General features: G+C 56.1%; 19 protein-coding genes and 2 riboswitches. Of the genes, 11 read left to right on the forward strand and 8 right to left on the reverse strand.

Annotated elements, in window-relative coordinates; translation table 11 throughout:
* Nucleotides 1–111: 111 nt before the first annotated feature.
* From B5E84_RS06485 to B5E84_RS06495, 3 genes are all read right to left on the reverse strand, one after another.
* Complete coding sequence (locus tag B5E84_RS06485) at nucleotides 112–1,101, reverse strand: zinc-dependent alcohol dehydrogenase (protein WP_087220955.1); 990 nt, start codon at nucleotides 1,099–1,101, stop codon at nucleotides 112–114.
* 139 nt (nucleotides 1,102–1,240) lie between these two features.
* Complete coding sequence (locus B5E84_RS06490) at nucleotides 1,241–2,566, reverse strand: GntP family permease (RefSeq protein WP_087220958.1); 1,326 nt, start codon at nucleotides 2,564–2,566, stop codon at nucleotides 1,241–1,243.
* A gap of 322 nt (nucleotides 2,567–2,888) precedes the next feature.
* On the reverse strand, nucleotides 2,889–5,033 hold the full coding sequence (locus B5E84_RS06495) for a sigma 54-interacting transcriptional regulator (protein ID WP_087220961.1): 2,145 nt from the start codon (nucleotides 5,031–5,033) through the stop codon (nucleotides 2,889–2,891).
* Between the two features lie 236 nt (nucleotides 5,034–5,269).
* Here B5E84_RS06495 and otnK point away from each other — a divergent pair, with 236 nt between their 5' ends.
* The 4 genes from otnK to B5E84_RS06515 all read left to right on the forward strand — a co-directional run bounded on the left by otnK (nucleotide 5,270) and on the right by B5E84_RS06515 (nucleotide 10,196).
* Nucleotides 5,270–6,526: a 3-oxo-tetronate kinase gene (gene otnK, locus B5E84_RS06500; protein WP_087220964.1), complete on the forward strand. Its 1,257-nt coding sequence runs from the start codon at nucleotides 5,270–5,272 to the stop codon at nucleotides 6,524–6,526.
* A gap of 1 nt (nucleotide 6,527) precedes the next feature.
* Nucleotides 6,528–7,118, forward strand: coding sequence for a class II aldolase/adducin family protein (locus B5E84_RS06505; protein ID WP_087220967.1), 591 nt, complete (start codon nucleotides 6,528–6,530; stop codon nucleotides 7,116–7,118).
* A gap of 131 nt (nucleotides 7,119–7,249) precedes the next feature.
* The gene (locus tag B5E84_RS06510; protein WP_087220970.1) at nucleotides 7,250–8,134 is read left to right on the forward strand and encodes a LysR family transcriptional regulator; all 885 of its coding nucleotides are present in this window, start codon (nucleotides 7,250–7,252) and stop codon (nucleotides 8,132–8,134) included.
* 70 nt (nucleotides 8,135–8,204) lie between these two features.
* Complete coding sequence (locus B5E84_RS06515) at nucleotides 8,205–10,196, forward strand: oxidoreductase (RefSeq protein ID WP_087220973.1); 1,992 nt, start codon at nucleotides 8,205–8,207, stop codon at nucleotides 10,194–10,196.
* Nucleotides 10,197–10,490: 294 nt separating this feature from the next.
* Here B5E84_RS06515 and B5E84_RS06520 read toward each other — a convergent pair whose 3' ends face one another.
* A complete protein-coding gene (locus B5E84_RS06520; protein WP_087220976.1) occupies nucleotides 10,491–11,504 on the reverse strand; it encodes a hypothetical protein in 1,014 nt (337 codons plus the stop codon).
* A 135-nt stretch (nucleotides 11,505–11,639) separates the two neighbouring features.
* Nucleotides 11,640–12,920 carry an amidohydrolase family protein gene (locus B5E84_RS06525; RefSeq protein ID WP_087220979.1) on the reverse strand — a complete coding sequence of 427 codons (1,281 nt, stop codon included), beginning with the start codon at nucleotides 12,918–12,920 and terminating at the stop codon, nucleotides 11,640–11,642.
* A 266-nt stretch (nucleotides 12,921–13,186) separates the two neighbouring features.
* Nucleotides 13,187–13,283, reverse strand: a riboswitch (purine riboswitch).
* Nucleotides 13,284–13,641: 358 nt separating this feature from the next.
* On the opposite strand from B5E84_RS06525, the gene B5E84_RS06530 reads away from it, so the two are divergent.
* Complete coding sequence (locus tag B5E84_RS06530) at nucleotides 13,642–14,928, forward strand: homoserine dehydrogenase (protein WP_087220982.1); 1,287 nt, start codon at nucleotides 13,642–13,644, stop codon at nucleotides 14,926–14,928.
* 175 nt (nucleotides 14,929–15,103) lie between these two features.
* Nucleotides 15,104–16,480, forward strand: coding sequence for a GntP family permease (locus B5E84_RS06535; protein ID WP_087220985.1), 1,377 nt, complete (start codon nucleotides 15,104–15,106; stop codon nucleotides 16,478–16,480).
* A 195-nt stretch (nucleotides 16,481–16,675) separates the two neighbouring features.
* Here the strand turns inward: B5E84_RS06535 and B5E84_RS21035 are convergent, their stop codons facing one another.
* Nucleotides 16,676–17,092, reverse strand: a complete 417-nt coding sequence (locus B5E84_RS21035) for a Na+/H+ antiporter NhaC family protein (protein ID WP_442911394.1) — start codon at nucleotides 17,090–17,092, stop codon at nucleotides 16,676–16,678.
* Nucleotides 16,986–18,176 (reverse strand): Na+/H+ antiporter NhaC family protein, encoded by a 1,191-nt coding sequence (locus B5E84_RS06540; protein ID WP_242963318.1) that lies wholly within the window; start codon nucleotides 18,174–18,176, stop codon nucleotides 16,986–16,988. The genes B5E84_RS21035 and B5E84_RS06540 overlap by 107 nt, the downstream gene beginning before the upstream one ends.
* Before the next feature lie 305 nt (nucleotides 18,177–18,481).
* A riboswitch (cyclic di-AMP (ydaO/yuaA leader) is annotated at nucleotides 18,482–18,643 on the reverse strand.
* A gap of 139 nt (nucleotides 18,644–18,782) precedes the next feature.
* Here B5E84_RS06540 and B5E84_RS06550 point away from each other — a divergent pair.
* The 4 genes from B5E84_RS06550 to B5E84_RS06560 all read left to right on the forward strand — a co-directional run bounded on the left by B5E84_RS06550 (nucleotide 18,783) and on the right by B5E84_RS06560 (nucleotide 20,376).
* Nucleotides 18,783–18,986, forward strand: coding sequence for a hypothetical protein (locus B5E84_RS06550; protein ID WP_087220991.1), 204 nt, complete (start codon nucleotides 18,783–18,785; stop codon nucleotides 18,984–18,986).
* Nucleotides 18,987–19,202: 216 nt separating this feature from the next.
* Nucleotides 19,203–19,388 (forward strand): hypothetical protein, encoded by a 186-nt coding sequence (locus B5E84_RS20355; protein ID WP_143469190.1) that lies wholly within the window; start codon nucleotides 19,203–19,205, stop codon nucleotides 19,386–19,388.
* A 103-nt stretch (nucleotides 19,389–19,491) separates the two neighbouring features.
* Nucleotides 19,492–19,890, forward strand: coding sequence for a hypothetical protein (locus B5E84_RS06555; RefSeq protein ID WP_087220994.1), 399 nt, complete (start codon nucleotides 19,492–19,494; stop codon nucleotides 19,888–19,890).
* A 195-nt stretch (nucleotides 19,891–20,085) separates the two neighbouring features.
* On the forward strand, nucleotides 20,086–20,376 hold the full coding sequence (locus tag B5E84_RS06560; protein ID WP_087220997.1) for a hypothetical protein: 291 nt from the start codon (nucleotides 20,086–20,088) through the stop codon (nucleotides 20,374–20,376).
* 1,115 nt (nucleotides 20,377–21,491) lie between these two features.
* Here B5E84_RS06560 and B5E84_RS06575 read toward each other — a convergent pair.
* Nucleotides 21,492–22,421 (reverse strand): LysR family transcriptional regulator, encoded by a 930-nt coding sequence (locus B5E84_RS06575; protein WP_087221000.1) that lies wholly within the window; start codon nucleotides 22,419–22,421, stop codon nucleotides 21,492–21,494.
* 363 nt (nucleotides 22,422–22,784) lie between these two features.
* On the opposite strand from B5E84_RS06575, the gene B5E84_RS06580 reads away from it, so the two are divergent.
* Nucleotides 22,785–24,965, forward strand: coding sequence for a ribonucleoside-diphosphate reductase subunit alpha (locus tag B5E84_RS06580; RefSeq protein WP_242963319.1), 2,181 nt, complete (start codon nucleotides 22,785–22,787; stop codon nucleotides 24,963–24,965).
* Nucleotides 24,966–24,970 lie beyond the last annotated feature (5 nt).

Raw genomic sequence — 24,970 nt, forward strand, 5'->3', positions numbered from 1 at the left:
AGATCTCCTTTCAGGTCCGGCCGGGACGCCGTGTGGGAACGGCCGGTAATTCGTTAGGAAAAGGAAAATGGCGGAACAGCCCGTCATTTCCTCTGTGGAAATCGGTCCCGGCTAGGGCCGGAACACGATTTTGATGGCGGCGTCGTCTCTGTCCGCTAAGTCAAAGCCGGCTTTGATGTCTGCCAGCGGGAATTCATTGGTGATGAGGGGCTTGATCTTTACGGAACCCTGGATGATGGGGCGGAGAGTATCCGGCACCCACACGAAACGCTGCTGCCAGGTGTGGTGAACCAGGCAGGTGTTGATAAATTCCAGGCCGTCGTCGTGCCAGCGGCTGATGTTTAAGGTGATGGGTGTGGTGACCCAGCTGTAGAACACGAACTTGCCGTTGTGGCGGATCATGGCGCTGGCGGCGTTGAAGGATTCGGCGGTGCCGGCGGCCTCCACCACCACATCAGCCCCCCGGCCTCCGGTGAGAGCCTTTACCTTGGCCACCGGGTCTTCCTCCCGGGAGTTGATGACGATGTCGGCGCCCAGAGATTTCGCCAGATTCAGCTTGCCCTCCAGCACATCCACCAGGATGACCTGGTAGGCCCCTTTCAGCTTGGAACACTGGGCGATGATCTGGCCGGCGTACCCGCCTCCCATGACCACCACAGTATCTCCCAGCTGGACGCCGGTGTTTAAGCCGGAGTACATGGCGCAGCAGGTGGGTTCGCCCAGGGCCGCGATGTCCATGTCCAGTCCTTCCGGTACGGGCTGAAGCTGAAAGGCCTTGGATTTAAAATAGTCGGCAAAGTTGTTGTTCCAGCCAAAAGCCATGACCTTGTCGCCTACTTTGTAGTCGCTCACCCGGCTACCTACGGCGACTACGGTGCCGCCGCTTTCATGGCCAAGCAGAAAGGGAAACTCCGGAGGCTGGCGAAACTCCGCGGTCTGCGGGGGCATAAAGCCGCGGTAAAAGCTTTTGTCAGAGCCACAGATGCCCATCATGTGGTTTTTTACGATGATGTCGTCCTCCCCGCATTCCAGTTTCCGTTCGATGAGCTCGATGTCGTAGGCTTTATTTAAGCGGGCCGCTCTTGTGATAAATGTTTCCATGAAGTCTCTCTCCTTTCACGATCATTTCGGCGGAAACGGCGTCTGAGAAATTACCCGGCGCCGTCTCCGCTCCGGGAATGGGGAAACCCCATTCCCTATGACACACGCTGTCTTTTCATTAAAATGGTTCCGGAACCGGTCAGATCACGTGCAGGGCCACCAGCAGGCAGGTGAGGGCCGCGCCCACGGCTCCGGCGACGGTAGAGGCGCCTCCTACGGCGCGGATGCCCTGGTTTACATCCATGTTGGACATGGAAACCGTCACCCAGAAACCGGAGGAATTGGCGTGCTTGAACATCAGCGCTCCCGTGCCGCAGGCTAAGAAGGCGGCTACAGGGGAGATGCCCAGGGTGGCTAACATAGGCTCCATCAGGGCGGCAGAGGTCATAACTCCCAGGGAGTTGGAACCGGTCACCACGTGGATGATGGCTGCCATGATAATGGGGATGAGGATGGGCGGGAAGGAGGACTGAACCACCAGCTCCGCGATCTTTTCCGCCACGCCCGCGTTCTTTACAAATGTGGCCAGGGCGCCGCCCATACCGGTTACGATGATGGGCATGGCCGCTGCGGTGATGCCCTCATCCACCCAGTCGTTTAACACCTTCTTGGATTTCCACTCTTTTCCTGTGAGGAGCAAAGAGAGGATACAGCCGGTAAACAGGGCCGCCAGGGGGCTGCCGATGAAGGCGCAGAAATTGGCGATACTTGTTCCCGGAACCACCACAGAGGCTGCCGTGTTAATGAAAATCAGGATCAGCGGGAACACGATGGGAAGGAGGGATTTCGTCAGGGACGGCAGCTCCATAGTCTCATGCTCCGCAGCAGATTTTAAGAATTCTTCCTTGGGAGATACAGGGGTCTTCAGGGTCATGCAGTAAAAGGTGGCGGCAATGACGCTGGGGATGGACACGAGGGCGCCCCACAGGATTGCCTGCCCTAAGGGTACGTTTAACAGGGCCGCCGCCGATACGGGGCCGGGGGTGGGCGGAACTAAGGATGCGGTGACCAGAGCGCCCAGGTACAGAACCGTGCCGTAGCTCATCATGGATTTTTTCGTCTGCACGGCCAGCATGGATACGATGGGGATCAGCAGGATTACCACCGTGTCCGCCCAGATGGGGATGCCCAGGATGGCGGAACTTAAGGCGATGGCCCAGATGATGTGTTTTTCACCTACCAGGTTGATGGCCCATTTGGTGATGCGGATGGCGGCGCCGGTTTTCTCCAGCACGGTGCCCATGGTGCAGCCGAGGAAGATGACGATAGCTACGCTTTTAATGGTACTGGAAAAGCCGCTGTTGATGGTGGATTCGATTTCCTCCCAGGGAGTTCCCAGAGCGATTGCCAGAATAAAAGCGGCGATCAGGATGCCGAAAGCGGCGTTGACCTTACATTTGGAAATGAGCACGATCATCAGCACGATGACAATGGCAAAGACAATAAGTACATACGAAGTTGACATATAACCAACCCTCCCATTCTGTAGTAGTGCCGCCCGGAGCGAAAACCCGATGCCGGCAGTTGGGGATTCGCTGGCCGGCGGCCGTTTGATGTACTGTTATTGAGCAAAGTGTTTGCCAACTGATGGGCTGGAAGACAAAAAATGGGAAAATAAGAGAAAAATCCGGCAAATATTGTTTCTTTGGAGGCGGGAACGGGAGGCAGTCGGGGCGGGCGGGAGAGAGAAAAGAATGGTGCAGATGTTGCATTTGCGTTGAATGTGTTGAACGAATCGCAACATTTGCACCATTTTCTGAGACACAGGCGGAAACAGGGAGGAAAGGTCAGGAGAGGCCGTATTTCCGGAGCCTGCGCCATAAGGTGGAGCGGTCGATTCCCAGGAGGGCGGCGGCTCTGGTGCGGCTGCCGCCGCAGAGCTCCAGGGCCTGGAGGAGGCGCTGGGGGTCGGGAAGGGAGCGCAGGCCGGCGGCGGAGGCGGAAACGGGGGAACCGGTAAAGGCGTCCTGGCCGTTGAACCCGCTGGGAGGGGCAAAGGAGCCGGGGGCATCTGAGCCGCCGCGGGGGACAGGACAGCCGGAGCCAGCGGAGCCGGAAAAAGATCCGAGGGCGCCGGGATCCCTGGAACCGGCGAATGCTCCAAAGGGGTCAGAACCGCCGGGGATTCCGGAATCTGCGGGAGATTCCCATCTGCCGGGGATTTTCCGGCTGCCTTCCCCTCTGTCCGGCTCCATCTCCATTTCCACATCCCTGGGATAAAGGGCCTCCCGCAGCTCCTCCTTTGTGACGGGATCTCCGTGGCGCAGGGCCAGCGTCCGCTCCACAATGTTTTTCAGCTCCCGGATATTGCCCATAAACGGATATTCATGGAGCAGGGAAAGGGCGTCGGGGGAGAGGGCGGGGAGGCTGACGCCGGACTCCAGGCTCTGGGCCTTTAAAAAGTGGGAAAACAGCAGCTCCACGTCATTTTCCCGGCTCCGCAGAGGCGGCAGAAAGAGGCGGAGCACATCCAGGCGGTACATTAAGTCCCGGCGGAACCGGCCCTGGCCGGACAGCTGGGAAATGCTGCGGTTGGTGGCGGACAGGATCCGCACATTGACGTCGATGACCTTGTTGTCCCCGATGCGGCGCACCTGGCGCTCCTGGAGGACTCGGAGCAGCTTGCTCTGAATGGCGGGGGAGATCTCCCCCACCTCGTCCAGAAACAGGGTGCCGCCGTGGGCCTGCTCAAACAGCCCCATTTTCCCGCCCTTGCTGGTCCCGGTGAAGGCGCCTTCCACATAGCCGAACAGCTCGCTCTCCAGGAGGTTTTCCGGCAGGGCAGCGCAGTTGATGGCCACAAAGGGGCCGTTTTTCCGGCGGCTGGCGTTGTGGATGCTCTGGGCGAACAGCTCCTTTCCCGTGCCGGTTTCCCCCACGATGATCACGTTGGAGTCGGACTGGGCGTAGCGCCTGGCGGTTTCGATGGTCTCCCTCATGGCCCGGCTTTCGTGGATGATGTCCCGGAAGGTGTATTTTGCCTGAAGGCCCCGGGCGCTGAGCTTTCGCCGGATCTGGCCCTCCAGGTCCTGGATCATGGTGATGTCCGACAAGTTGATGACGGTGCCGGAGAGCTCCCGGTTGGCCACCACAGGGGTGCAGCTCACGGACACTGTGGTTTTTGTGCCGGGGATGGTGAGGATCCGGCCCGTTTCCTCCTTTCCCCCGGCCATCACGGAGGAGAAAATGGGAAACAGGTAAGGGAGGGCCTCCTTTAAAGGCCGGTGCATCAGGCTGATGTCCCCGTTCATCCGCCGCACCACCCGGTTTCGCACCAGGATGTTCCCGTCCCGATCCACGTAGAGCAGGCCGTCCTTGGAGGAGTAGATAATGGTTTTATACATCTGGGAAACGATGCGCTCCTGCCTCAGCCGGTCCACGGTGTGGATGGCCTCGTCCACCGCCTGGAGCACAGTGTCCTCGCCGGTGCGGATAATGACGGAGGGAAGTCCGGCCCGCTGCGCCTGGATATTGGCGGAGTAGCCTCCGATCAGGGCGTCACAGCCGGCGGCCAGGGCCTTTTCCACTGTGGCAGCCAGGTCCTCATGGCGGACGGGGGAGTAGATTTCCCCGTCCACATGGAAGAACCGGCACACCTGCATGGCCTCGTAAAGCTGGCGGCCAAAGCCGCAGATGGCGATCTTTTTCGGGTGATAGGTGTCGCGGCATTCAGAAATGGCCCGCACCAGGTCATAGCCGGAGATGGAGAGCTGGATGGTGGGGATCTGGCTGTAGCCCGCCAGGGTTTTCTGGGCGGTGTAGCCGCGGGCGATGATGGCGTCGTACTCGGCGGCCAGATGATCGGGAGTGTCCTCCACCGTCATGGTCTGGACGTCGGCGTCCAGCCGCTCCCGCTCCGGATGCTGGGAGAGGACGCAGCGAACCTTTTCCTCCAGCTCCGGGTATGGTACAATAAACAGCAAACGAACCATGAAACTTCCTCCAAACAGGGAACTCAAACACCAGGTTGTGCTGCAACAAGTGTTGCAGTCTATAGTTGCGTTGTTTCAAAATATACAACAATGCAACGGTTCAGTCAAGGGAACGAACAGGAAAATCTGGAAAAACGGGAGGAGGAGACATTCCGGAAAGCTGGCATGAAAATTGCTGTATAATTATCTGGAAGATTAGAAACATTTACGGACATAACGGACAGGAGGAATGATAGATGGCAGTGCTGGGCTGTATCGCGGATGATTTTACAGGAGCCAGCGACGCGGCGTCGTTTTTGGTAAAGGGCGGCATGAGCGTGCGGCTGTACAACGGGGTGCCGGAGACGGATGGAACAGGGGAGATGGAGGAACAGGCGGCGGTGATCGCCTTAAAATCCAGGACCCAGAGACGGGAGGAGGCGGTGGAAGACAGCCTGCGGGCCGCCCGTTTCCTGCTAAAAAAAGGGGTGAAACAGATTTATTTTAAATACTGTTCCACCTTTGACTCCACCCCTGAGGGGAATATCGGGCCGGTGGCGGATGCCCTGATGGAGCTGTTAGACGCTCCTTACACTCTCCTTTGTCCCTCCCTTCCTGTAAACGGGCGGATTGTGGAAGGCGGAAGGCTGATGGTAAACGGGGTGCCCCTGGATGAAAGCCCCATGAAGAACCATCCCCTGACCCCCATGTGGGACAGCCGGATTGAGGAGCTGATAAAGCCCCAGAGCCGGTATCCCGCCTTTGTGCTAAAGCGGGAGGAGCTGGAAGGCGGTTCTCCGAAACGGTTTGGAAACGGCCCCTTTTACCTGATTCCCGACTACCGGGATGAGGCGGACGGAGAGGCCATCGCGAAACAGTTTGGCGGCCTGCCCCTGCTGACGGGAGGCAGCGGGCTTTTGGAGCCGTTAGCCAGGCGCTGGGCCGGAGAGCTGGAGAACTCCGGGCCGGCCAGGGAGACGGGGACGGAAGGGAAGGCGCTTTTGCTGGCAGGGAGCTGTTCCAAGGCCACCCTGGAGCAGATTCGCTGTTATGAGGAGTCAGGCGGCCCCTGCATCAAGCTGGATCCGGAGGCCATGATAGAGGGCACCCAGACCCTGGACGCGGTCTGGGAGGAGGCAAAGGCGGCGGAAAACGGGAGCTGGCCCCCTCTGGTCTACAGCTCCGACACGCCGGAACGGGTAAAAGAATATCAGAAACTGGGGCAAGAGCGGGTGGCGGCCCTTCTGGAGGACGCCGCCGCCAGCCTGGCGGCAAAGGCGGTGGAGGAAGGCTATACCAGGATTATCAGTGCCGGCGGGGAGACCTCCGGCGCGGTGACCAGGCGGTTAGGCTTTTCCTCCTACTGGATCGGGGAGAGCGTGGCGCCGGGAGTGCCGGTGATGACCCCCGCCGGCCGGCCGAGGCTCCGCCTGGTGTTAAAAAGCGGCAATTTCGGCCAGAAGGATTTCTTCCGCCGGGCCGTTCAGATGACAGGAAAAGAGGAGGAAATGTGAAATGATGGAAGACAGCCTGAAACAAAAGCTGGAGGAGGCGGTGTGGGTCTGCCATAGCCTGTTTGAGAGAGGAAAGACGGCGGGATCCTCCGCCAACATGAGTTTCCGCCACGGCGACCGCGTCTATATCAGTGCCAGCGGCACCTGCTTTGGAACCATGAAACCGGAGGATTTTACCCCTGTGGCCCTGGACGGGACGCCTCTGGGGGAGAGAAAGCCCAGCAAGGAGTGGCCCCTCCACCTGGCTCTCTATGAGAAATCCCCGGAAATCGGGGCAGTGATCCACACCCACAGCGCCTACAGCGTGCTCTGGAGCTTTGTACCCGCGGAACGGGAGGAGGACTGCATTCCGGCCCACACCCCTTATTTAAAGATGAAACTGGGGGCGGTGGGGCTGGTTCCCTACGAAAAACCTGGCTCGGAGGCCCTCTTTGCCGCGTTTCGGGCGCGGGTGGAGGCCAGCGACGGCTTTCTGTTAAAGCAGCACGGGCCGGTGGTGCCGGGGAAAACGGTGATGGACGCGTTCTACTGCCTGGAGGAGCTGGAGGAAAGCGCCAGGATCGCCTGGGAGCTTTACCGGGCGGGGATGTGATCGGATTTTCTGTCTGTGAGCGAGATGGTTCCGTGAAATAGCCATGAAACGGATGAAACGGTTCCGGACGTCCCGCTTGACGCCCCTCCCCCTCCCAGGTTACAATAGACCTCAAAGAGGGGGAAACGTCCATGAACACAAAAGACCTGAAATGTTTCCAGGCGGTATTTGAGGAGCAGAGCGTGAGCCGGGCGGCCAGGCGGCTGTTTATCACGCCCCAGGGGCTGAGCAAGAACATCCGCCAGCTGGAGGAGGAGCTGCAGGCCGTCCTGTTTGAGCGCACCTCCCAGGGAATGCGGCCCACGGAGGCGGGGCGGTTTTTATACGGGAAATCGGAGGGGATTTTAAAGGAGCTGGGTGCCCTGGAAAAGGGGCTGAGACAGCTGCAGCAGCGGCGGGAACGGCTCCGCATCGGCTGTGCCAACGGGGTATTAAACCTCCTCCCCCTGTCGGTAATCCTGGAATTTGGCCAGTCCCATCCGGAGCTGCGCTTAGAGTGGCGGGAGTACCCCAACGACCAGGTGAAAGAAAAGCTCTTAGGTTCCGAGATCGAGTACGGCTTTGTGATCGGGGGCTGGGAGGAGACAGAGGTGGAGACAAAGGCGGTGGCAGGCTGCGGCATCTGCCTGTACGTCTATGAGGGCCATCCCCTCTACCGGCGGGAGCTGCTTTCCTTAAAGGAGATCGAGGGGGAGCGGCTGCTCATTATGAACGAGGCCTTCCGCCTGTACCGGGATTTCACCTCTCTCTGCGCCGTCCACGGGATCGAGCCCAATGTGGTGGCGAAGACGGCGGACGGAGCCGGCCTGTACCGGCTGTGCAGCCAGGGCGTGGGCCTGGCGGTGGCCCCGGAGTTTTTCCGGGAAGAATTTAAAATGGAGGGCGTCCGGGCCATTCCCTTCGCGGAGGGCCTGCGCTGGGAGGTCTACGGCGCCCACAAGCGGGAGACGGCGGGATACGAGAACATCCGGCTGTTTAGCCAGTACCTGCAACAAAGAATTGCCGGCTGTCAATGAATGGTTGATGGCCGGTTTTTTTGTTTTATGGTACAATATTGTTAATAAAATAACAGAGAGGGGAAATGCTATGAAGTACAAAAATCTGTTCACACCGGTGAAAATCGGCTCCGTAACCATCAAGAACCGGTTTGCTATGGCTCCCATGGGGCCGCTGGGGCTGGCGGACGCCCAGGGCGGCTTTAACCAGAGGGGAATCGACTACTACACCGAGCGGGCCAAGGGCGGCACCGGCCTGATCATCACCGGCGTCACCTTTTCCGACTGCAAGGTGGAGACCCAGAGTATGCCAAACTGCCCCAACTCCACCTACAACCCCGTCCATTTCATCCGCACCAGCAAGGAGATGACGGAGCGGGTACACGCCTACGGCAGCAAAATCTTCCTGATGATGTCCGCCGGTTTCGGACGGGTTACCATCCCCACCAACTTAGGGGAGTTCCCGCCGGTGGCTCCTTCCGCCATCCCTCATCGCTGGCTGGACAAAATCTGCCGTCCCCTGACGGTGGAGGAAATCCGCAGCATCGTGAAATCCTTCGGAGACGGCGCCTACAACGCCAAGAGAGGCGGCTTTGACGGGGTGGAGATCCACGCCGTTCACGAGGGCTACCTGCTGGATCAGTTCGCCATTTCCATGTTTAACTTAAGAAACGACGAGTACGGCGGCTCCCTGGAGAACCGGCTGCGTTTCGCGAAGGAAGTGGTGGAGGAAATCAAGTCCCGCTGCGGAGACGATTTCCCGGTGGCCCTGCGGTTCAGCGTCAAGAGCATGATCAAAGACTGGAGAGAGGGCGCCCTTCCCGGCGAGGAGTTTGAGGAGAAAGGCCGTGACATTGAGGAAGGCCTGGAGGCCGCAAAACTCCTGGTGGAGTACGGCTACGATGCCCTGGATACGGACGTGGGCACCTACGACGCCTGGTGGTGGAACCATCCGCCGATGTACCAGGAAAAGGGCCTGTTCCGTCCCTACTGCAAGATGGTGAAGGACGTGGTGGACGTGCCGGTGCTCTGCGCCGGACGGATGGACAACCCGGATATGGCCTCCGCCGCTGTGGAAAACGGAGAGTGCGACATCGTCAGCCTGGGACGTCCGCTGTTGGCGGATCCCGATTACGTCAACAAGCTCCGCTGCGGCCGCTATGACGAGGTGCGCCCCTGCATTTCCTGCCAGGAGGGCTGCATGGGCCGGATCCAGGAGTATTCCATGATCAACTGCGCCGTAAATCCCCAGGCGGCCAGAGAGCGGGCCATGGCCTACGAGCCCGTTTTAAAGAGCAAGAAGGTGATGGTGGTGGGCGGCGGCGTGGCCGGCTGCGAGGCCGCCAGAGTGCTGGCGATCCGCGGCCACCGGCCGGAGCTCTTTGAAAAGGGAACCCGCCTGGGCGGAAACTTAATCCCCGGCGGCGCCCCGGAGTTTAAAGAGGACGACATCGCCCTGGCAGACTGGTACGCCACCATGTTAAACCGGCTGGAAGTGCCGGTGCATCTGAATCACGAGGTGACAAAGGAGGAAGTGCTGGCAGGCGGCTACGACGCCGTCATCATCGCCACCGGCTCTAAGCCCAAGACCTTCTCCCTGGGAGATGACAGCCGGGTGTACACCGCGGCCCAGGTGCTCTTAAAGGAAAAGGACTGCGGAGATGCCACGGTGGTGGTAGGCGGCGGCCTGGTGGGCTGTGAGACTGCCCTCTGGCTGGCTCAGCACGGCCGCAAAGTGACCATCGTGGAGGCCCTGGACAAGCTGCTGGCAGTCAACGGCCCGCTCTGTCACGCCAACAAGGATATGCTGGAGCGCCTGGTGCCCTACCACGGCGTGGACGTGATCACCGGCGCCAGAGTGAAGGGCTATGAAAACGGAGTCCTGACCGCCGAGACGGCGGAAGGGGAGAAGAAGATCCCCTGCGACAGCGTGATCCTGGCGGTGGGCTACCAGGAGGAGAACTCCCTGTACCATCAGCTGGAGTTCGACGTGCCGGAGCTTTACCTGTTAGGAGACGCCAAGAAGGTGTCCAATATTATGTATGGAATCTGGGATGCTTTTGAGGTGGCAAACCATATCTAAGGACTTATGTAAAATGGAAACCAGGGCGTTCCCCGGAGCCGGAAAGGCGGGCGGGGGACGCCCTGGTTTTGTTGAGGGAGAGCGGGGGGCAGGCTGAGAAAACGGTTTGCAGGCTGGCGTGAGAGAGGAGAGCCCTCTTTTCCGGTACCACATTCTGCCCGAAACCGCAAAAAGGTGAAACATCCAAATAAAAATAGCCAAAGGCAAAACCCCCGGAGCGCAGTCCGTCCGCGCTCCGGGGGTTCTCTCCTCTTTTTTTCCTATGTTTCTGTTATCCCTTGTCAGGGAAAGCTTTTACTGCTGCAGCAGCGTGGAAAAATCCTGATACCCATCTGTGGACGGAATCGCGAAGTCTACAGGCTGTCCCGGATTCTTCACGTCGCATTCGATGTACATATGGAAGGTCATGGCAGTTCCCTCATAATCCATGGTCATGTCCATGAGGGCCTTTTCCTGGATCGCGTTGCCGTTGGCATCCATGGTCATCTCTCCCTTGCAGGTGTCAAAACGGATCTGACTGCCCAGTGAGGCGTAGTCTGTGCCCATGCTGCCCAGTACGGAATCCAGCATCTTGTTTAACTCCGCGCCGTTCGCGGTGTAGTAGATGGTGGTGGTGCCGTCGGCGTTTGCGACCACGGACGCGTCCTGGATGTAAGCCAGGGTATCGTTGTCCACGATGCCGGCCATGTCAGCGTTCTGCATGGCGGTGGCCATATCCATGGGGATCTTGTACTTCTCGCCGTCCATGTCGTAGTAGCAGTAGCCGTCGGTGTAGAAGTAGCTGGTCTGCATACTTTCTCCCAGGAGGGATAAGTTCATGGTCATGATAAACTGCATATCATCGCTGGTGGCATTTTTTATCTTCATGTTGCCGTCCATGTTCATATCCATGGAGAATCCTTCCATGGCCATCTGCATATTCATGAAGTAGTCTGTGTCCATGGAGGTGAGGCCCTGATTCTTTTCCATAGCGGCCCGCAGGGTCTTCATGGCGTCGCTCTCCTCCTGGGGAGCTGCCTGGGCGTACTGTACCTGGCCGTCCTGGATCCAGCGGCCGTTCTCGTCTACCTGGTAGCCGTCAACGACGGTGCTGTGGGCCATGTAGCCATTGGCATCAAAATAATAGCACTCGGACAGGCCGTCCCCGTTTCCATCCAGCCACCTCCAGGTGTTCTGGGCGTAGGAGCCGTCGTCCTCCTGCCACCACCAGCCGGTGGTATCCTGCTGCCACTGTCCGGCAAAGGCCGTAGCCGGTACGGAAAGGGCAAAGGCCGCAGCGAGAATTGCTATCTTAGAAAATCGTTTCATATTCCTTCCTCCTTCTTCTTATTTTAAGAAAATATTCTGGATACATTGATTATAGCTCCATAATAGTTCAAAAACAAGGGAATTTTTTCTTACAATTTTCCGGCAAAATCACGGAAAATCGGGAGGAAAAGGGGGTTAAAACAGTTTCCGCCCCTGCACGTATTTGTGAAGGATCCAGTCGTCTCCGGAGAGGTAGATATACCGCTCCAGCCGCTCCGCCAGGGTGAGTTTCTGGGGATGGGGGATCCGGCTTTCATCCAGCACCAGGGCATCGCACTGGTATCCCGCCTCAAAGCTGCCCGCGTTTCCGAAGAAACTGCCACCGCCCTTTGTGCCTAAGAAGAAGGCCTCCTGCATGGAGAGGGGCTTTAGGCCGTCCCCGGTCAGGCGGGCCCGCAGCTTGGAGACCTGGATGCTCTCCGCCATAGCCCGGAAAATGGAGAGAACGGTGCCGCCGGCGATGTCGGAGCCGAGTCCCACCTTCATGTTCCGGTCCAGGAAGGCCCGCACGGGGGCGGCGCCGGAGGTTAGGTTGGCGTTGGACTGAGGGCAGTGAGCGATATAGACGCCCCGCTGTTCCATCAGATCCATCTCCTCCGGCAGGCAGTGGACGCAGTGGGCCATGATGGTGGGAACGTCCCCGCCAAATAAGCCAAAAAGGTCATAGGCGTCCCCGTAGAACCGGGACTGGGGCACCAGCTCCTGCACCCAGGCGATTTCCCCCGGATTTTCCGACAGATGGGACTGGACGGGAAGGCCGTAGGATTTCTGGATGTCCGCCAGCCGTCTCATCAGCTCGTCGGAACAGGCGGGGATGAAGCGGGGAGTGAGGATAGGCTTTGTGTGCTGGAATTTCCCGGCGGTGCGCTCCAGCCAGGAAAGGGTGAGGGCCGCGGAGGTTTCTGCGTCCTTTTCCCTAAGGTAGTCCGGGCAGTTGCGGTCCATATTCACCTTTCCCACCATGGTTTCAAGGCCGCTCTCCTCCAAAAGCTCCATGAGGATCTCCGTGGCCGGCAGGTGGAGGGTGGCAAAGAAACAGCCTCTGGTGGTGCCGCTTTTTCTCAGGTCGTTTACAAAGATGGAGTAGGCCGCCCTGGCGTACTCCTCGTCCTCATAGCGGGCCTCCTCCGGAAAGGCGCTGGAGTTTAACCAGTCCAAAAGCTCCAGATCCATTTTAAAGCCGCGGAAGGCGTACTGGGGAGCGTGCATATGGAGGTCAGTGAGCCCGGGGATGATCAGGTGCCCGGTAAAATCCTCCACGAAAAGGCCCATATAAGCCTCCGGCAGTTTCTGGAACACGCCGGCGGAAATGCCGTTTTCACACACCAGATACCCGTTTTCCACGGTGATCAGGGTGTCCTTGTCCGTGCTGTAGCAGATGTCTCCTTTCAGAATTCTTGTGTTTTCTGTGTTCATATCTGTCATCTCCTTTATAAATGTGATACTCGGGTCAAACTGTCATTTGCCCCTTTCCTTTGCCTTGGCGCAAAAGCCTCCGGCGGGAGGCGTACTCCCCACAGAGGGAAATGGCTGCTGGCGCAGCTGCGCTCCGGCGCAAGTGTGCGCAGCCGCGTACACTTTTTAAATACAACATACAGCGGGGGAATGGGAGACGGAGGGATTTTCGCACAAAAAAAGACCGCCGTCCCGCTTTCTCTCCATTCTCCCTTTGGGGTGCAAAACACCTCTCTGGGAAAATACATAGTCAGCTCGTATGGCAGCCGGTAGAAACATTCACCCGTTCTGTGAATTTATACATATTCTCACATCATAAATGTAGCATACCGGCTGGAGCGTGTCAAGGCCGCGTCCTTTATTTTCAGCATTTTCAGACCAGCATTTTCAAAAACATTCAGAAACCGTTCCGCCATCCCATTCATCATTTGACGGATTTTATAAAACCGGCTGACGAGAAATGGCATTGGCTGTCCAGGGATTCATGCCGGGTGTCCGCCCTATAAAGACATACCGCGAAAGACTGCTTAAGGAGCAGGCTCCCGCGTGGCGTTTAGCAGTGTGTTTCTGTATAGCGGAACGGTTGCTGATTACGCATTTTCTCCCATTTCCCCGTTGTCTTTCTACTATATTAATGATAAGATAGGAGGAAAAATGAACCATAGGAAAGGAACGGCAAGTTATGGACAAGCGGAAAGTCATCAAGGCGGCACTGCTCGGCCTGGGGACTGTGGGCGGCGGCGTTTATAAGCTGGCGGCCAGGTTAAAGGACGAGATGGTATATAAGACGGGAGCGGAGCTGGAGATTTCAAAGATTCTGGTGCGCAGCCTGGGAAAGAAACGGGAGGGCGTGGACCCGGCCCTTCTCACTGACAGCTGGAGGGAGATTCTGGAGGATCCGGAGATTTCCCTGGTCATTGAGCTGATGGGCGGCATTGAGCCGGCGAGAACCTACGTGACGGAGGCCTTAAAGGCAGGCAAAAATGTGGTGACGGCCAACAAAGACCTGCTGGCAGAGCACGGCGGGGAGCTGTTAAACCTGGCCCAGGAGCACGGCTGCGATCTGATGTTTGAGGCGGCGGTGGCGGGGGCCATTCCCATCATCCGCGCCTTAAAGCAGGGGCTGTCCGGCGGGCTGATCACCGAGGTGGCCGGCATTGTAAACGGCACGACCAACTACATTCTCACGAAAATGTCAGAGATCGGCATGGACTATGAGGATGCCCTGGCCATCGCCATGGAAAAGGGCTACGCCGAGGCAGATCCCACCGCGGACGTGGAGGGCCACGACGCCGGGAGAAAGATCGCCATTATGGCCTCCATCGCCTTCAATTCCCGGGTGACCTTCTCCCAGGTGTATACCGAGGGCATTACAAAGATCACTGCCAAGGACATCCGCTACGCCAAGGATTTCGGCTACGTGATCAAGCTGCTGGGAATCGCCAAGAAGGACGAGGACGGAATCGTGGTGAAGGTCCATCCCATGCTGCTGCCGGAGGATCATCCCCTGGCGTCGGTGCGCAATTCCTTCAACGCCGTGTTCCTCCACGGGGAGGCCTGTGACGACGCCATGTTCATGGGGCGGGGAGCGGGAGAAATGCCCACAGCCAGCGCCGTCATGGGGGATGTGATCGACGTCATGGGAAATGTGGTCCACGGCTGCTGCGGCAGAATGGGCTGCACCTGCTATAAAAACCTGCCGGTGAAGGGGGAGGAGAGCACTTACAGCAAATTCTTCCTCCGCATCCAGGTAAAAGACCGCCCCGGTGCCCTGGCCAACATTTCCGGCGTCCTGGGCAACAACAACGTGAGCATCGCCCAGGTCTACCAGAAAAAAAGCGAGAACGGCATCGCCGAGCTGATGATCATCACCGACCGGGTATTGGAGCGGAATTTTAACGATTCCCTGGCCATTATTTCAGGAATGTCCGCCATGAAGGAGATCTCCAGCGTCATCCGGGTGTATTGATGGGAATAGCCACTCTAAGATTTTCTTAGAGAGATGACAACTATTATTAATTTTACGAATGTGTCATTTTCTGTTATCATAAACGTAACAAAAGCCAATGACAAAATGTCCTGCGACCCGGGCTTCGGGGCATGGTCAGGCGGAGTTATTAAATGGGAAAGGGAGTAACTAAGAAATGACACATGAAGCACAAATGCTGCTGGGCCTGTTTTTAGGCATCGGCCTCATGATCGTTCTGGTCATGAAAACGAAGACGCATACCTTCATCGCCCTTCTTCTGGCAGCCTTGATCGCAGGAATGATCGGGGGAATGACCCCGGGAGACGTGATTACCGCCATCCAGGGAGGTTTCGGCAATACCCTTCAGAGCACCGGCATCATCATCGGTCTCGGCGTAATGATGGGCGGCATCCTGGAGAAGACGGGAGCTGCGGAGAGACTGGCGTTTACCTTTATCAAGGCCATTGGAAAGGGCAAGGAGGAATGGGCCCTGGGCGTAACCGGATGGCTGGTTTCCATCCCTGTATTTGCCGATTCCGCCATCGTGATTTTCGCGCCTTTATGTAAGGCGATGTCCCGTATGACCGGAAAGTCCGTGATCGCGCTGGCTCTGGCCTTAGCCTGCGGACTTCAGTGCACCCACGTGATGGTGCCGCCGACCCCCGGTCCTCTGACCGCGGCGGGAATGCTGGGCGTGGATGTGGGCCAGATGATCATTGCCGGCGCCCTGATGTCCATTCCGATCTTTATCGTGGCCATCTGCTACGCCAAGTGGATCGGCAAAAAGATCTATCAGATCCCCAATGAGGACGGAACCTTTGACCGCAAGGAGTTTAAGAAAGAATACCTTAAGAGCATGGACCAGTTAGAGGAGATCATGAATGCCAAGGAACTGCCGGGACTGGGCGTTTCCTTATCCCCCATTCTGATTCCGCTGGTGCTGATCCTCTGCAAGACTGTGGCTGACTTTGCCGGCATGAGCGACGGCGTGGTGTATCAGATCATCACCCTGGTGGGTTCTCCCATCGTGGCTCTGGGCATCGGTACCACCCTGGCGGTGTACGGCCTCGGCATGAAGGTGGAGAAGAAGAAACTGATGGCCATGATGGACGAGGCCATCAAGGATACGGGTATGATCATGCTGATCACCGGAGCCGGCGGTTCCCTGGGAAATGTGATCAAGGTGAGCGGCATCGGCGATGTGCTGGGAGCCACCGTTCTGGCATGGCCCATCCCGGCTATCCTGATCCCCCTGATCATCGGCGCCCTCATGAGACTGGCCCTCGGCTCCGCTACGGTAGCCATCACCACGGCAGCCTCTCTGACGGCTCCCCTGGTATCTCAGCTGGGCATCAACCCCATTCTTCTGGCACAGTCCTGCTGTATCGGCGCCATCGCCTGCAGCTACTTCAACGACAGCGGATTCTGGGTGTTCAATGGTATGTTCGGCCTCGGCGAGCTGCGTGACCAGGTGAAATGTAAGACGGCCGTGTCCTTCATTATGACGGGCGTGGGCATTGTGGAGCTTTTGATTCTGGGAGCAGTGCTTTAAAAAGAAAACAGCGTATACATAAAATGATCAGGGCGGCAGCCCCGGCGCGAGACGGCGCGGGGCTGCCGCCCTGATTTCATATTTATGGAAAAAGAATGTTGTTTTCTCATTGAAACTGCCGCATTCTGAGGGGATCGTGCGTCCTGGCGCGACTTTTTCGCCAGTGTTTACCAGGCAGTCAGGCCGCCGTCCAAGCTAAAACATCTCCGCCGCCACATCTCCGGCTGCCGCCGTTTCCTCCGCCGCGAACACTGCCGCCGGTTCCGGCTGGGGTTCTGGAACGGTTCTTCGGCTGCGGATTTTCCAGTCTGTACGCTGGGGGTCCGCCGGATCTGCCTTAAAGATAAACAGGCCAAAGAGGGCAAAGAGGACGCTGAAGGCGATGTTCGCGTAGGCGAATATTACGTAGGGGGCAAAGGCTGGAGCGGCAAACCCGAAGATGCCCATATAGTAAATGGAGCTGGTATTCCAGGGAATCAGAGGCAGGATGATGGTGTTTGCCTCCTCAATGGTCCTGGAGAGGACGCTGCGGTGGATGCCGCGGCGGTCGTAGACCTCCCGGAACATGGTGCCCATGAGCACTGCCGATACGTAGAAATTGGTGACCAGCATGACGGTGCAGATCCCGCAGGCCAGGGTGGCCAGCACGGTGGACGTATCGGAGTTTACGCGGGAGGTGAGCCGCCTCCACCACGGCGTGGAGGTAGCCAGCCTCGCTTAAGATGCCGCCAAGTCCCAGGGCCAGCACGGCGGTGCAGATGGTGGCCATCATGGAGGTAATTCCTCCCTTGCTCAGCATTTCATTGACGATGGATACCCCGGTTTCCACCTTTACTCCGTCGTAAATGATGGAGATTACCTGAGGGATGGGAGTTCCCTGGACGAACACCGACAGGGCCAGGCCGGAAAAGCCGGAGATCAGGATGGCCAGGATGGCCGGCACCTTTTTCAGGCACAATACCACGATCAGCACCACAGGAAGGAGCAGAACCAGGCGGAAATCGTAAAGCTCCGCTAAAGTGGCCCGCACCGCATCCAGAGTGGATTTGTCCAGAGCTGCTTCCGCGTAACGGGCGCCCAGGAGATAAAAGGCTCCCAGGCTCACGAGAAAGGCGGGAAGGGTGGCGTAGATCATGGAGCGCACATGGTGGTAGATGTTGATGTCGCTGGCGCTGGAGGCCAGGATGGTGGAGTCGGAGAGGGGAGAGAGCTTATCTCCCAGGATAGAGCCGGAGATGGCAGCTCCCGCCAAAAGCTCTATGGGAATCCCCATGCTGACACCGATGCTGACACAGGCCACTCCGGCAGTGCCCGCCGTTCCCAGGGAGGTGCCGATGCAGGTGGATAACAGGGCGCAGATGAGAAAGGTAAAGGGCAGCACCAGCCGCGGCGTGATCACGCCCAGACCGTAGTAGATGATCATGGGCACGGTGCCGCAGGAGATCCAAGCGGCGATGAGCACTCCCACAAATACCAGGATCAGTACGCAGTCAATGGCACGCTTGACACCGTCCATCATTCCCGCCTCCAGCTGCCGGTAGGAATATCCGGCGATTATGGAGACGATCAGCACCAGAAAGAGGTTGACGACCAAAAGCGGGATGGTGGCGATGCCGGCCACAATGCCGCAGGTGAGGACAGCGGCGATCATCAAAAGCACAAAGACAGACAGGGAGAGACTTGGTTTTTTCTTCATAATGATTCTCCTTTCCGGTTGGAGGAGCAGAAAACGGAACAGAAGTGAAAAAGTATGGGCCGTTTTGCCTTTTCCCGCTCTTGTTTTACGGGAAACGACGCATTTTAAGGAAACGGGCAGGACAGTGAATAAAACTGCCGGTTACGGAAACCGCGGTTGGGCGCGGACGGCCATCCTTTCCCGCGCCAGGGCGCAGGCTCCGGTGGGGAAGTTCCGGGAAATAGGATTCTCCTGGAAATGAAAACCGCCCGGATCTACCGGACGGCGAAGGATGTGATACCTCAAACAGAGCGCGTAACGTCACGCGCTTTTTCCTTCTCCGCCTACGAGATTAGCTGACGGGTTCGGGAAAGAAGGTTCCCTATCACAGGGGCGGCCGTGTCATGTGAGCCGTCTCCGTGAATTCACCCCAAAAGTGGGTCTCCCGCTGCCGCAGGTTTGCCCGCGGCACTCGGCGTTATCTGTTTTCTACTGAGACAAATAAGATTCTGTCTTAATTTTAACAAAAATGGGAGGAAAATGCAAGAAAATTTTGGCTTGGTTGGAACTCTGGTTTCATCCTAGGTTAAGCCAGAGAGCGGATTTTGAACATAGGACGAAAGGAATTTGAGGATCGAAAAACGCTGTCTTTTCGCAAGTAGCGTAAAAAGCAGGGGCTTTTTCTTAGTTGAAAACGAAAACCATGGTGGCTGGGAGAGTGGAAACGGTTACGGCAGTGGTGACGGACGAGGACGGCAGCTGATCGGACGTGTCAAGACGGAGGAACATCAGAAAAATTATGAGATCATCGAGCGCGTAGATTATACGTAAATGATGGGAACTGGGAAAATGGAGAAACCTTGATGGAGTGAAATATCAATGGTAAAATGGAGCTACCGACGCAAGATTTTTTACCTCGGAAAAGGAATCCGTAATATATTATAAACAGCTTATGTGGTAAGTCAAATTCCTAAAATAATTGGCAAAATCGAACCGGCCGTATCGGGGTTAAGCGCTGCGTTTAGCAGCGGAAGTTCTGTGCAGATTATGGGTGGAGTGTTGGCTTTGGTTTGCAATACAGGAAACAGTGCAGAGAAAACGCAAATCCTTGTAAATAAAACAGGAAGGGCAGCATCAGGCGTTGTAATTGCTATGGAGTTGCTGATGATAAAAATGCTAAATCAGGTTCAAAAGTACAACTCTATTTTAATAAATAATCAATCACTCAAATAGCGTAGAACCAGCGAATTACTACAGTGATATGTTCAAAAATGTGAGTATTACAACTTTTGAGTTTGTGATACCCCTGATGATAAAAAATAATGGAGGTTGGACGGTGTCAAAAAATAAAATGGAAGAATTATTGGGGCTCGGACCAATTGAGAATCATCGAATAGTGCCCGGAATACAGCCAATTGAAGGGAGGGAGTTTTGCTATATTGCTGATGAAGGTCAGGAAGACTTCGTAAAAATTTTTAGAAAAATAGTTCGCTATATTTCTCCTCCTATTCCTCAAAATGGAGGGGCAATGATTGAAGGCTGCAAGATTACTTTGCCGAATGGGAAAATATTTCAAGCAATTTCTTACAAAGGTGACATTGAGGGCTGGAGAATGCAAATTGAAAAAGGAGCCCGAGCTTTAAATGTAAATCTTGCTAAGATTGATGGTGAGTCCATTGTGTTAGATAACATTCACTCATTTTTGTTAATGGACTGTAGAATTGATTTTAACTGACCACAGTGCTGGAAAAGAAGGGACGCTTTCAGGGAAATGAAAATTTCAGCAGGTCCAACAGTGTACTCTGAGCCGGTGAATTATCAGGGAGAATTTATTTAGGAGAACAATATTATGCAAACATTTATACCGTAGCCATGGTCAATGAATGGTGTGGAAGTAGCGCTTCCTTACATTAAACGGAGAAATTGAGGAATGGACGAATTAAAACAACTGTTTAAAGAATTGTTTATTTTATTAGAACAAAATGGGGATAGTTCTTATAGTTCACAAATGAAGATTTTAGAGAGAGTATTAAAAATTATTGATGGAGATGGGGATGATTTAGAAAAGTTCTCTCAAGTCGCTTGCGAATATAAAAAACTTTTTCTCCCCAAAAGCGGGTTATCGGAATTTTATGTTTGGAAGGATGAGCTTGCTGAAAGAAAGAAGATAAATGATACTTTAGAAACGATTAAGAAACGATTGTGGGAAATTTTTGGGTGATGGTTTCATCGCCCGGCTATGCTGCATGATGTCTGTTAACTGGAGGACTACAAGCCACCCGTCCTTTAACCTGTGCATAGTTCGACCCTATTAAATTTGATGTTTTGTCTGAAAACTCTCTTTTTCGAATTAGGCAAACAAGCGAATACTTTGGCAGATGGTACATCTGCCCGAGTAGTGCGTAAATTTTGAACGTGCGATGAATATATATAGGGGAGAGCTCCCAGGCACTGTTGATATTTGGACAATTGGAGGAAGGTGATACATTAATATGGCTAAAATGAATTGTAAATGTGGTTACGTTTTAACTACTACACAGGCTCCAAATGATATTCAGCCGACGTTTATACTGATAAGGAATGGGATGCGCTAATGGACTGTGAAAGTATAATTCCGTGGGAAATTCCATTACCCAAGTACGATGTTTGGAAATGTCCGAAGTGTAGTAGAATATATGTCTTCGAAAATAAATGAAATTATGAATGGTGGAGCTGGAGAGTTACTAGGCGGTGAAAATCGAGGATATATTTCGGAGGTGGATGTTTCATGGTTTGGTCATTAAAGTGTGACTGTAATGAGAGGATGGAAATAGAAATTAATTCCTTCAAGGAATTTGAAGAAGTAAAGCTTTTTTCAATCAACAAGTAGAACAAGGAAACTTTGCAGAAGAAATACCTCAAAAGCCTTTTTATGTTTGGAAGGGGAACAATAGAACGAAAAAGTGGTTTGCTACTAAATGGTATCGGTGCTTGAAAAGTGGTTGCCTTTGGAGATTAATTATCCAGATTTTCCGGTAAAAGGATTTGTAAGAAATTTTTCAAATGGCATTTATAAGGAACAAGGACATTAAGTTCATTTTGCCCGGCTTTCCCGGGCAAAATCCCAAATTCAGGTGTCGAAAAGCCGCCCACCCTTTCACTTCCCCACATTTCACCCCGAAGAAATCTCCCCTTAATCTAAAACCCCCACATCCTCAACCACCCCAAAACCCAAAATCTCCATCAGCTCCCCCAAATCCTATCTGAACCCGCCACTCAAAACAGCACACAGCCCGCCACGATGCGCCACAAGGTGGCCAGAAAATATTTTGGCATAATTCCCATTCTCATTTACAGTTAAACGTCTCCCCCGATCTCCTCCTGTCCCAGCCAGTAATCCGCAGCCAGCTGAATAAAATCCCTGGCGGCACCGCTTAAATAGCCGCCCCGCTTGTAGCTGACGGCGATGTCCCAGGAGGGATGTCCCGGCAGGGAGAAGGCGGCGATGCCTTCCGGGTTTTTCGTCACATAATAGGAAGGAATGAGGCCGCAGCAGATGCGGGAGCGGACCAGGGTGGCGATGGTGGCGGTGCTGGAGGTCTCAAAAAGCACTGTGGGAGAAAAGCCGTTCTCCCGGAAAATGGCGTCTGTCAGGCGGCGGCTGGTGGACTCCTTGTACATGATCACGAAGGGCTCATACCGCAGCAGGGACAGATCCATGACAGCCAGCGGCTCGCCGGGCGGGGCTGCCATTTCGCTCAAAGGATGGCCCGCCGGGATGGCCAGCACGAATTCCTCCCGGCAGATGGTCTGGTACACGTCCCCGCTGCGGTCCGACTCCCGCAGGGTCATAAAGCCGATGTCCAGATCGCCCCGGGCGATCTGCTGCTGCTGTTTGTGGACGCTCAGCTCATTTGGCTCCACGATGATGTCCGGGTAGCGGCGGTGGAAATCCGGGTAGACGGAGGTGAACATATCCACGCCCCGGCCAGGGGTAAATCCCACAGAGAGATTTCCCTTTTTGGTGGCGGCGATGTCGCTGATCATGCTGTAGGTGCGGTGCTTGATCTGCAGGATCTCCCGGGCGTTCGCCAGGTATACCTCCCCGGCCTCCGTGGGCCTCCAGTTGGTGCGGGAGCGGTAAAACAGCGGCGTTCCCAGCTCCTTTTCCAGGCGGAGCAGCTGCTGGTTCAAGGCTGATTGGGTGATGAACAGCTTTTCCGCAGCCCTGGTAATGTTGTTCTCCTCTGCGATTTTGATGATGTATTCCAGCTGTTTTAAGTCCACGGCGGTTTCCTCCCTTGTCATATGGAAATGTTGCAACCGTTCAGCCAAGCCATTCATCATTTGACAGATTTTACAAAATTGGCTGACGTAAACCGTTAGCAGCCGTCCAATGCGTCATGGCGGGCGTTCGCCCTACAGAGCCATATGGCAAAACACTGCTTAGTAAGCAAGCCCTCCGCAGCATTTTGCCCTATGGTTCTGCATGATGGGACGGCTACGAAATATTATACCCATCCGGGAAAAATTGCGCAAGCCCCCTATCTTTTCCCGGGGAAATGTAGTATAATGGGTAAATGCCTATTATTCATATGGAAATAGTATAAATTAAAAGCAAGAGACAGCGAGGAAGGGAGAGGCGAAGGATTGAGCGGCAGATGGAAGGAATGGATCGACGGAATTTACCGGGAGTTTCCGGAAAGAAGGGAGGGGGTGGAGCGGCTGCTGGCCATGGGGACGGACAGGCGGCGTCTGGCCAGGCTGGCGGCGGAACAGACCTCTGTGGAGGAACCGGAGTGGGAGCGGATCGCCGCCAGGTTCCTGTACGGAGCCTTTGAGGAGGAGCTTTCCGCCCGGCTTGAGGAGAAGAAGATCAGAAATTTTCCGGAGAAACTGGAGTGGCTTTGCAGGGAAGGACTGTACGGGGACTACATTTTAGAAGGATATGAGAGAGAGGAGCTTTCTAAGGCGGCGGAGTGGATCCGGGAGGAGAGAAACGGGCTGTTTACCTACGCCGGACTGGAGCTTTTGCTGAACCGGTACGTGATCCGCAGCCGGGCGGGGGAGATTCTGGAGACGCCTCAGGAAATGTATCTGGGGATCGCCCTCCACCTGGCCCTGCGGGAAAAGAAAGAGGAGAGGATGGGCTGGGTCAGGCGGTTTTACGACGTGCTGAGCCTTCAGCAGGCCACCATGGCCACTCCCACCCTGTCCAACGCCAGAAAGCCCTTTCACCAGCTTTCCAGCTGCTTTATCGACGTGGTGCCGGACAGTCTGGACGGGATTTACCGCAGCGTGGACAACTTTGCCAAGGTGAGCAAGTTCGGCGGCGGCATGGGCCTCTATTTCGGTAAGGTGCGGGCGGCGGGCAGCGCCATCCGCGGCTTTGACGGGGCGGCCGGCGGCGTGATCCGCTGGGTGCGCCTGGTAAACGATACGGCGGTGGCGGTGGATCAGCTGGGAATGCGCCAGGGGGCCGCGGCGGTGTATCTGGACGCCTGGCACAAGGATCTGCCGGAGTTTCTCCAGCTTCGCACCAACAACGGGGATGACCGGATGAAGGCTCACGACCTGTTTCCGGCGGTGTGCTATCCCGACCGGTTCTGGCGGATGGCGGAGGAAAATCTGGATCAGGAGTGGCATTTGTTCTGCCCCCACGAGATTCTCACGGTGAAGGGCTACGCCCTGGAGGACTTTTACGGGGAGGAGTGGGAGAAACGGTATCTGGACTGTGTAGCTGACAGGCGGCTCTCCCGGCGGACGGTGGTGCTCAAAGATCTGGTCCGCATGATCTTAAAATCCATGGCGGAGACGGGAACGCCCTTCGTCTTCAACCGGGACGCCGTAAACCGCGCCAACCCCAACGGCCATCAGGGGATGATCTACTGCTCCAACCTGTGCACGGAGATCGCCCAGAATATGTCCCCCATGGAGCTTTTGGAGGTGCGGGTGGAGGAGGGAGAGTCCCCCGCTGTGGTTACCTCCGTCCGCCCCGGGGACTTCGTGGTGTGCAACCTGGCAAGCCTCTGCCTGGGAAACCTTCCCGTGGAAGACGAGGCCGCCATGGAGCAGGTGGTCACCACCGTGGTGCGGGCGTTAGATAACGTGATCGACTTGAATTTCTATCCTCTCCCCTACGCCAAGCTCACCGCGAAACGGTACCGCGGCATCGGCCTGGGAGTGAGCGGCTACCACCATATGCTGGCAAAGCGGGGCATCCGCTGGGAGTCGGAGGAGCATTTAACCTTTGCCGGCCAGGTGTTTGAGACGATCAATTACCTGGCGGTGAAGGCCAGCAGCCGCTTGGCGGAGGAGCGGGGCAGCTACCCCTGTTTTCCAGGGAGCGACTGGGCCACAGGGGAGTATTTCCGGAAACGGGGCTATGAAAGCGAGCGCTGGCAGAGCCTGGCGGCGAAAGTGGCGGAAACGGGCATGAGAAACGGCTATCTCATGGCGGTGGCCCCCACCAGCAGCACCAGCATTTTAGCCGGCACCACCGCCGGTTTGGACCCGGTGATGAAAAAATTCTTCCTGGAGGAGAAAAAGCATTCCATTCTCCCCCGGGTGGCCCCGGAGTTAAGCCCGTCCACCTTCTGGTACTACAAAGAGGCCCACCACGTGGACCAGTCCTGGAGCCTGCGGGCGGCGGCGGTGCGCCAGCGGCACATTGACCAGGCCCAGAGCGTAAATTTATACATCACCAACGATTACACCATGCGGCAGATCTTAAATCTCCTCCTCCTGGCGTGGCGGGAGGGCGTAAAGACCCTCTATTACGTCCGCAGCCGCGCCCTGGAGGTGGAGGAGTGCGAGAGCTGTTCATCATAAGGAGG

It is taken from the genome of Lachnoclostridium sp. An14 (assembly GCF_002160755.1).
Lineage (GTDB): Bacteria > Bacillota > Clostridia > Lachnospirales > Lachnospiraceae > Lachnoclostridium_A.

Coding starts and splice junctions, on each gene's coding strand:
- B5E84_RS06520 (WP_087220976.1), bottom strand. CDS start 11,504: ATGAAACGATTTTCTAAGATAGCAATTCTCGCTGCGGCCTTTGCCCTT.
- otnK (WP_087220964.1), top strand. CDS start 5,270: ATGGCAGTGCTGGGCTGTATCGCGGATGATTTTACAGGAGCCAGCGAC.
- B5E84_RS06490 (WP_087220958.1), bottom strand. CDS start 2,566: ATGTCAACTTCGTATGTACTTATTGTCTTTGCCATTGTCATCGTGCTG.
- B5E84_RS06510 (WP_087220970.1), top strand. CDS start 7,250: ATGAACACAAAAGACCTGAAATGTTTCCAGGCGGTATTTGAGGAGCAG.
- B5E84_RS06530 (WP_087220982.1), top strand. CDS start 13,642: ATGGACAAGCGGAAAGTCATCAAGGCGGCACTGCTCGGCCTGGGGACT.
- B5E84_RS06535 (WP_087220985.1), top strand. CDS start 15,104: ATGACACATGAAGCACAAATGCTGCTGGGCCTGTTTTTAGGCATCGGC.
- B5E84_RS06485 (WP_087220955.1), bottom strand. CDS start 1,101: ATGGAAACATTTATCACAAGAGCGGCCCGCTTAAATAAAGCCTACGAC.
- B5E84_RS06495 (WP_087220961.1), bottom strand. CDS start 5,033: ATGGTTCGTTTGCTGTTTATTGTACCATACCCGGAGCTGGAGGAAAAG.
- B5E84_RS06505 (WP_087220967.1), top strand. CDS start 6,528: ATGATGGAAGACAGCCTGAAACAAAAGCTGGAGGAGGCGGTGTGGGTC.
- B5E84_RS21035 (WP_442911394.1), bottom strand. CDS start 17,092: ATGCTGGTCACCAATTTCTACGTATCGGCAGTGCTCATGGGCACCATG.
- B5E84_RS06540 (WP_242963318.1), bottom strand. CDS start 18,176: ATGAAGAAAAAACCAAGTCTCTCCCTGTCTGTCTTTGTGCTTTTGATG.
- B5E84_RS06515 (WP_087220973.1), top strand. CDS start 8,205: ATGAAGTACAAAAATCTGTTCACACCGGTGAAAATCGGCTCCGTAACC.
- B5E84_RS06525 (WP_087220979.1), bottom strand. CDS start 12,920: ATGAACACAGAAAACACAAGAATTCTGAAAGGAGACATCTGCTACAGC.
- B5E84_RS20355 (WP_143469190.1), top strand. CDS start 19,203: ATGGGTGGAGTGTTGGCTTTGGTTTGCAATACAGGAAACAGTGCAGAG.
- B5E84_RS06560 (WP_087220997.1), top strand. CDS start 20,086: ATGGACGAATTAAAACAACTGTTTAAAGAATTGTTTATTTTATTAGAA.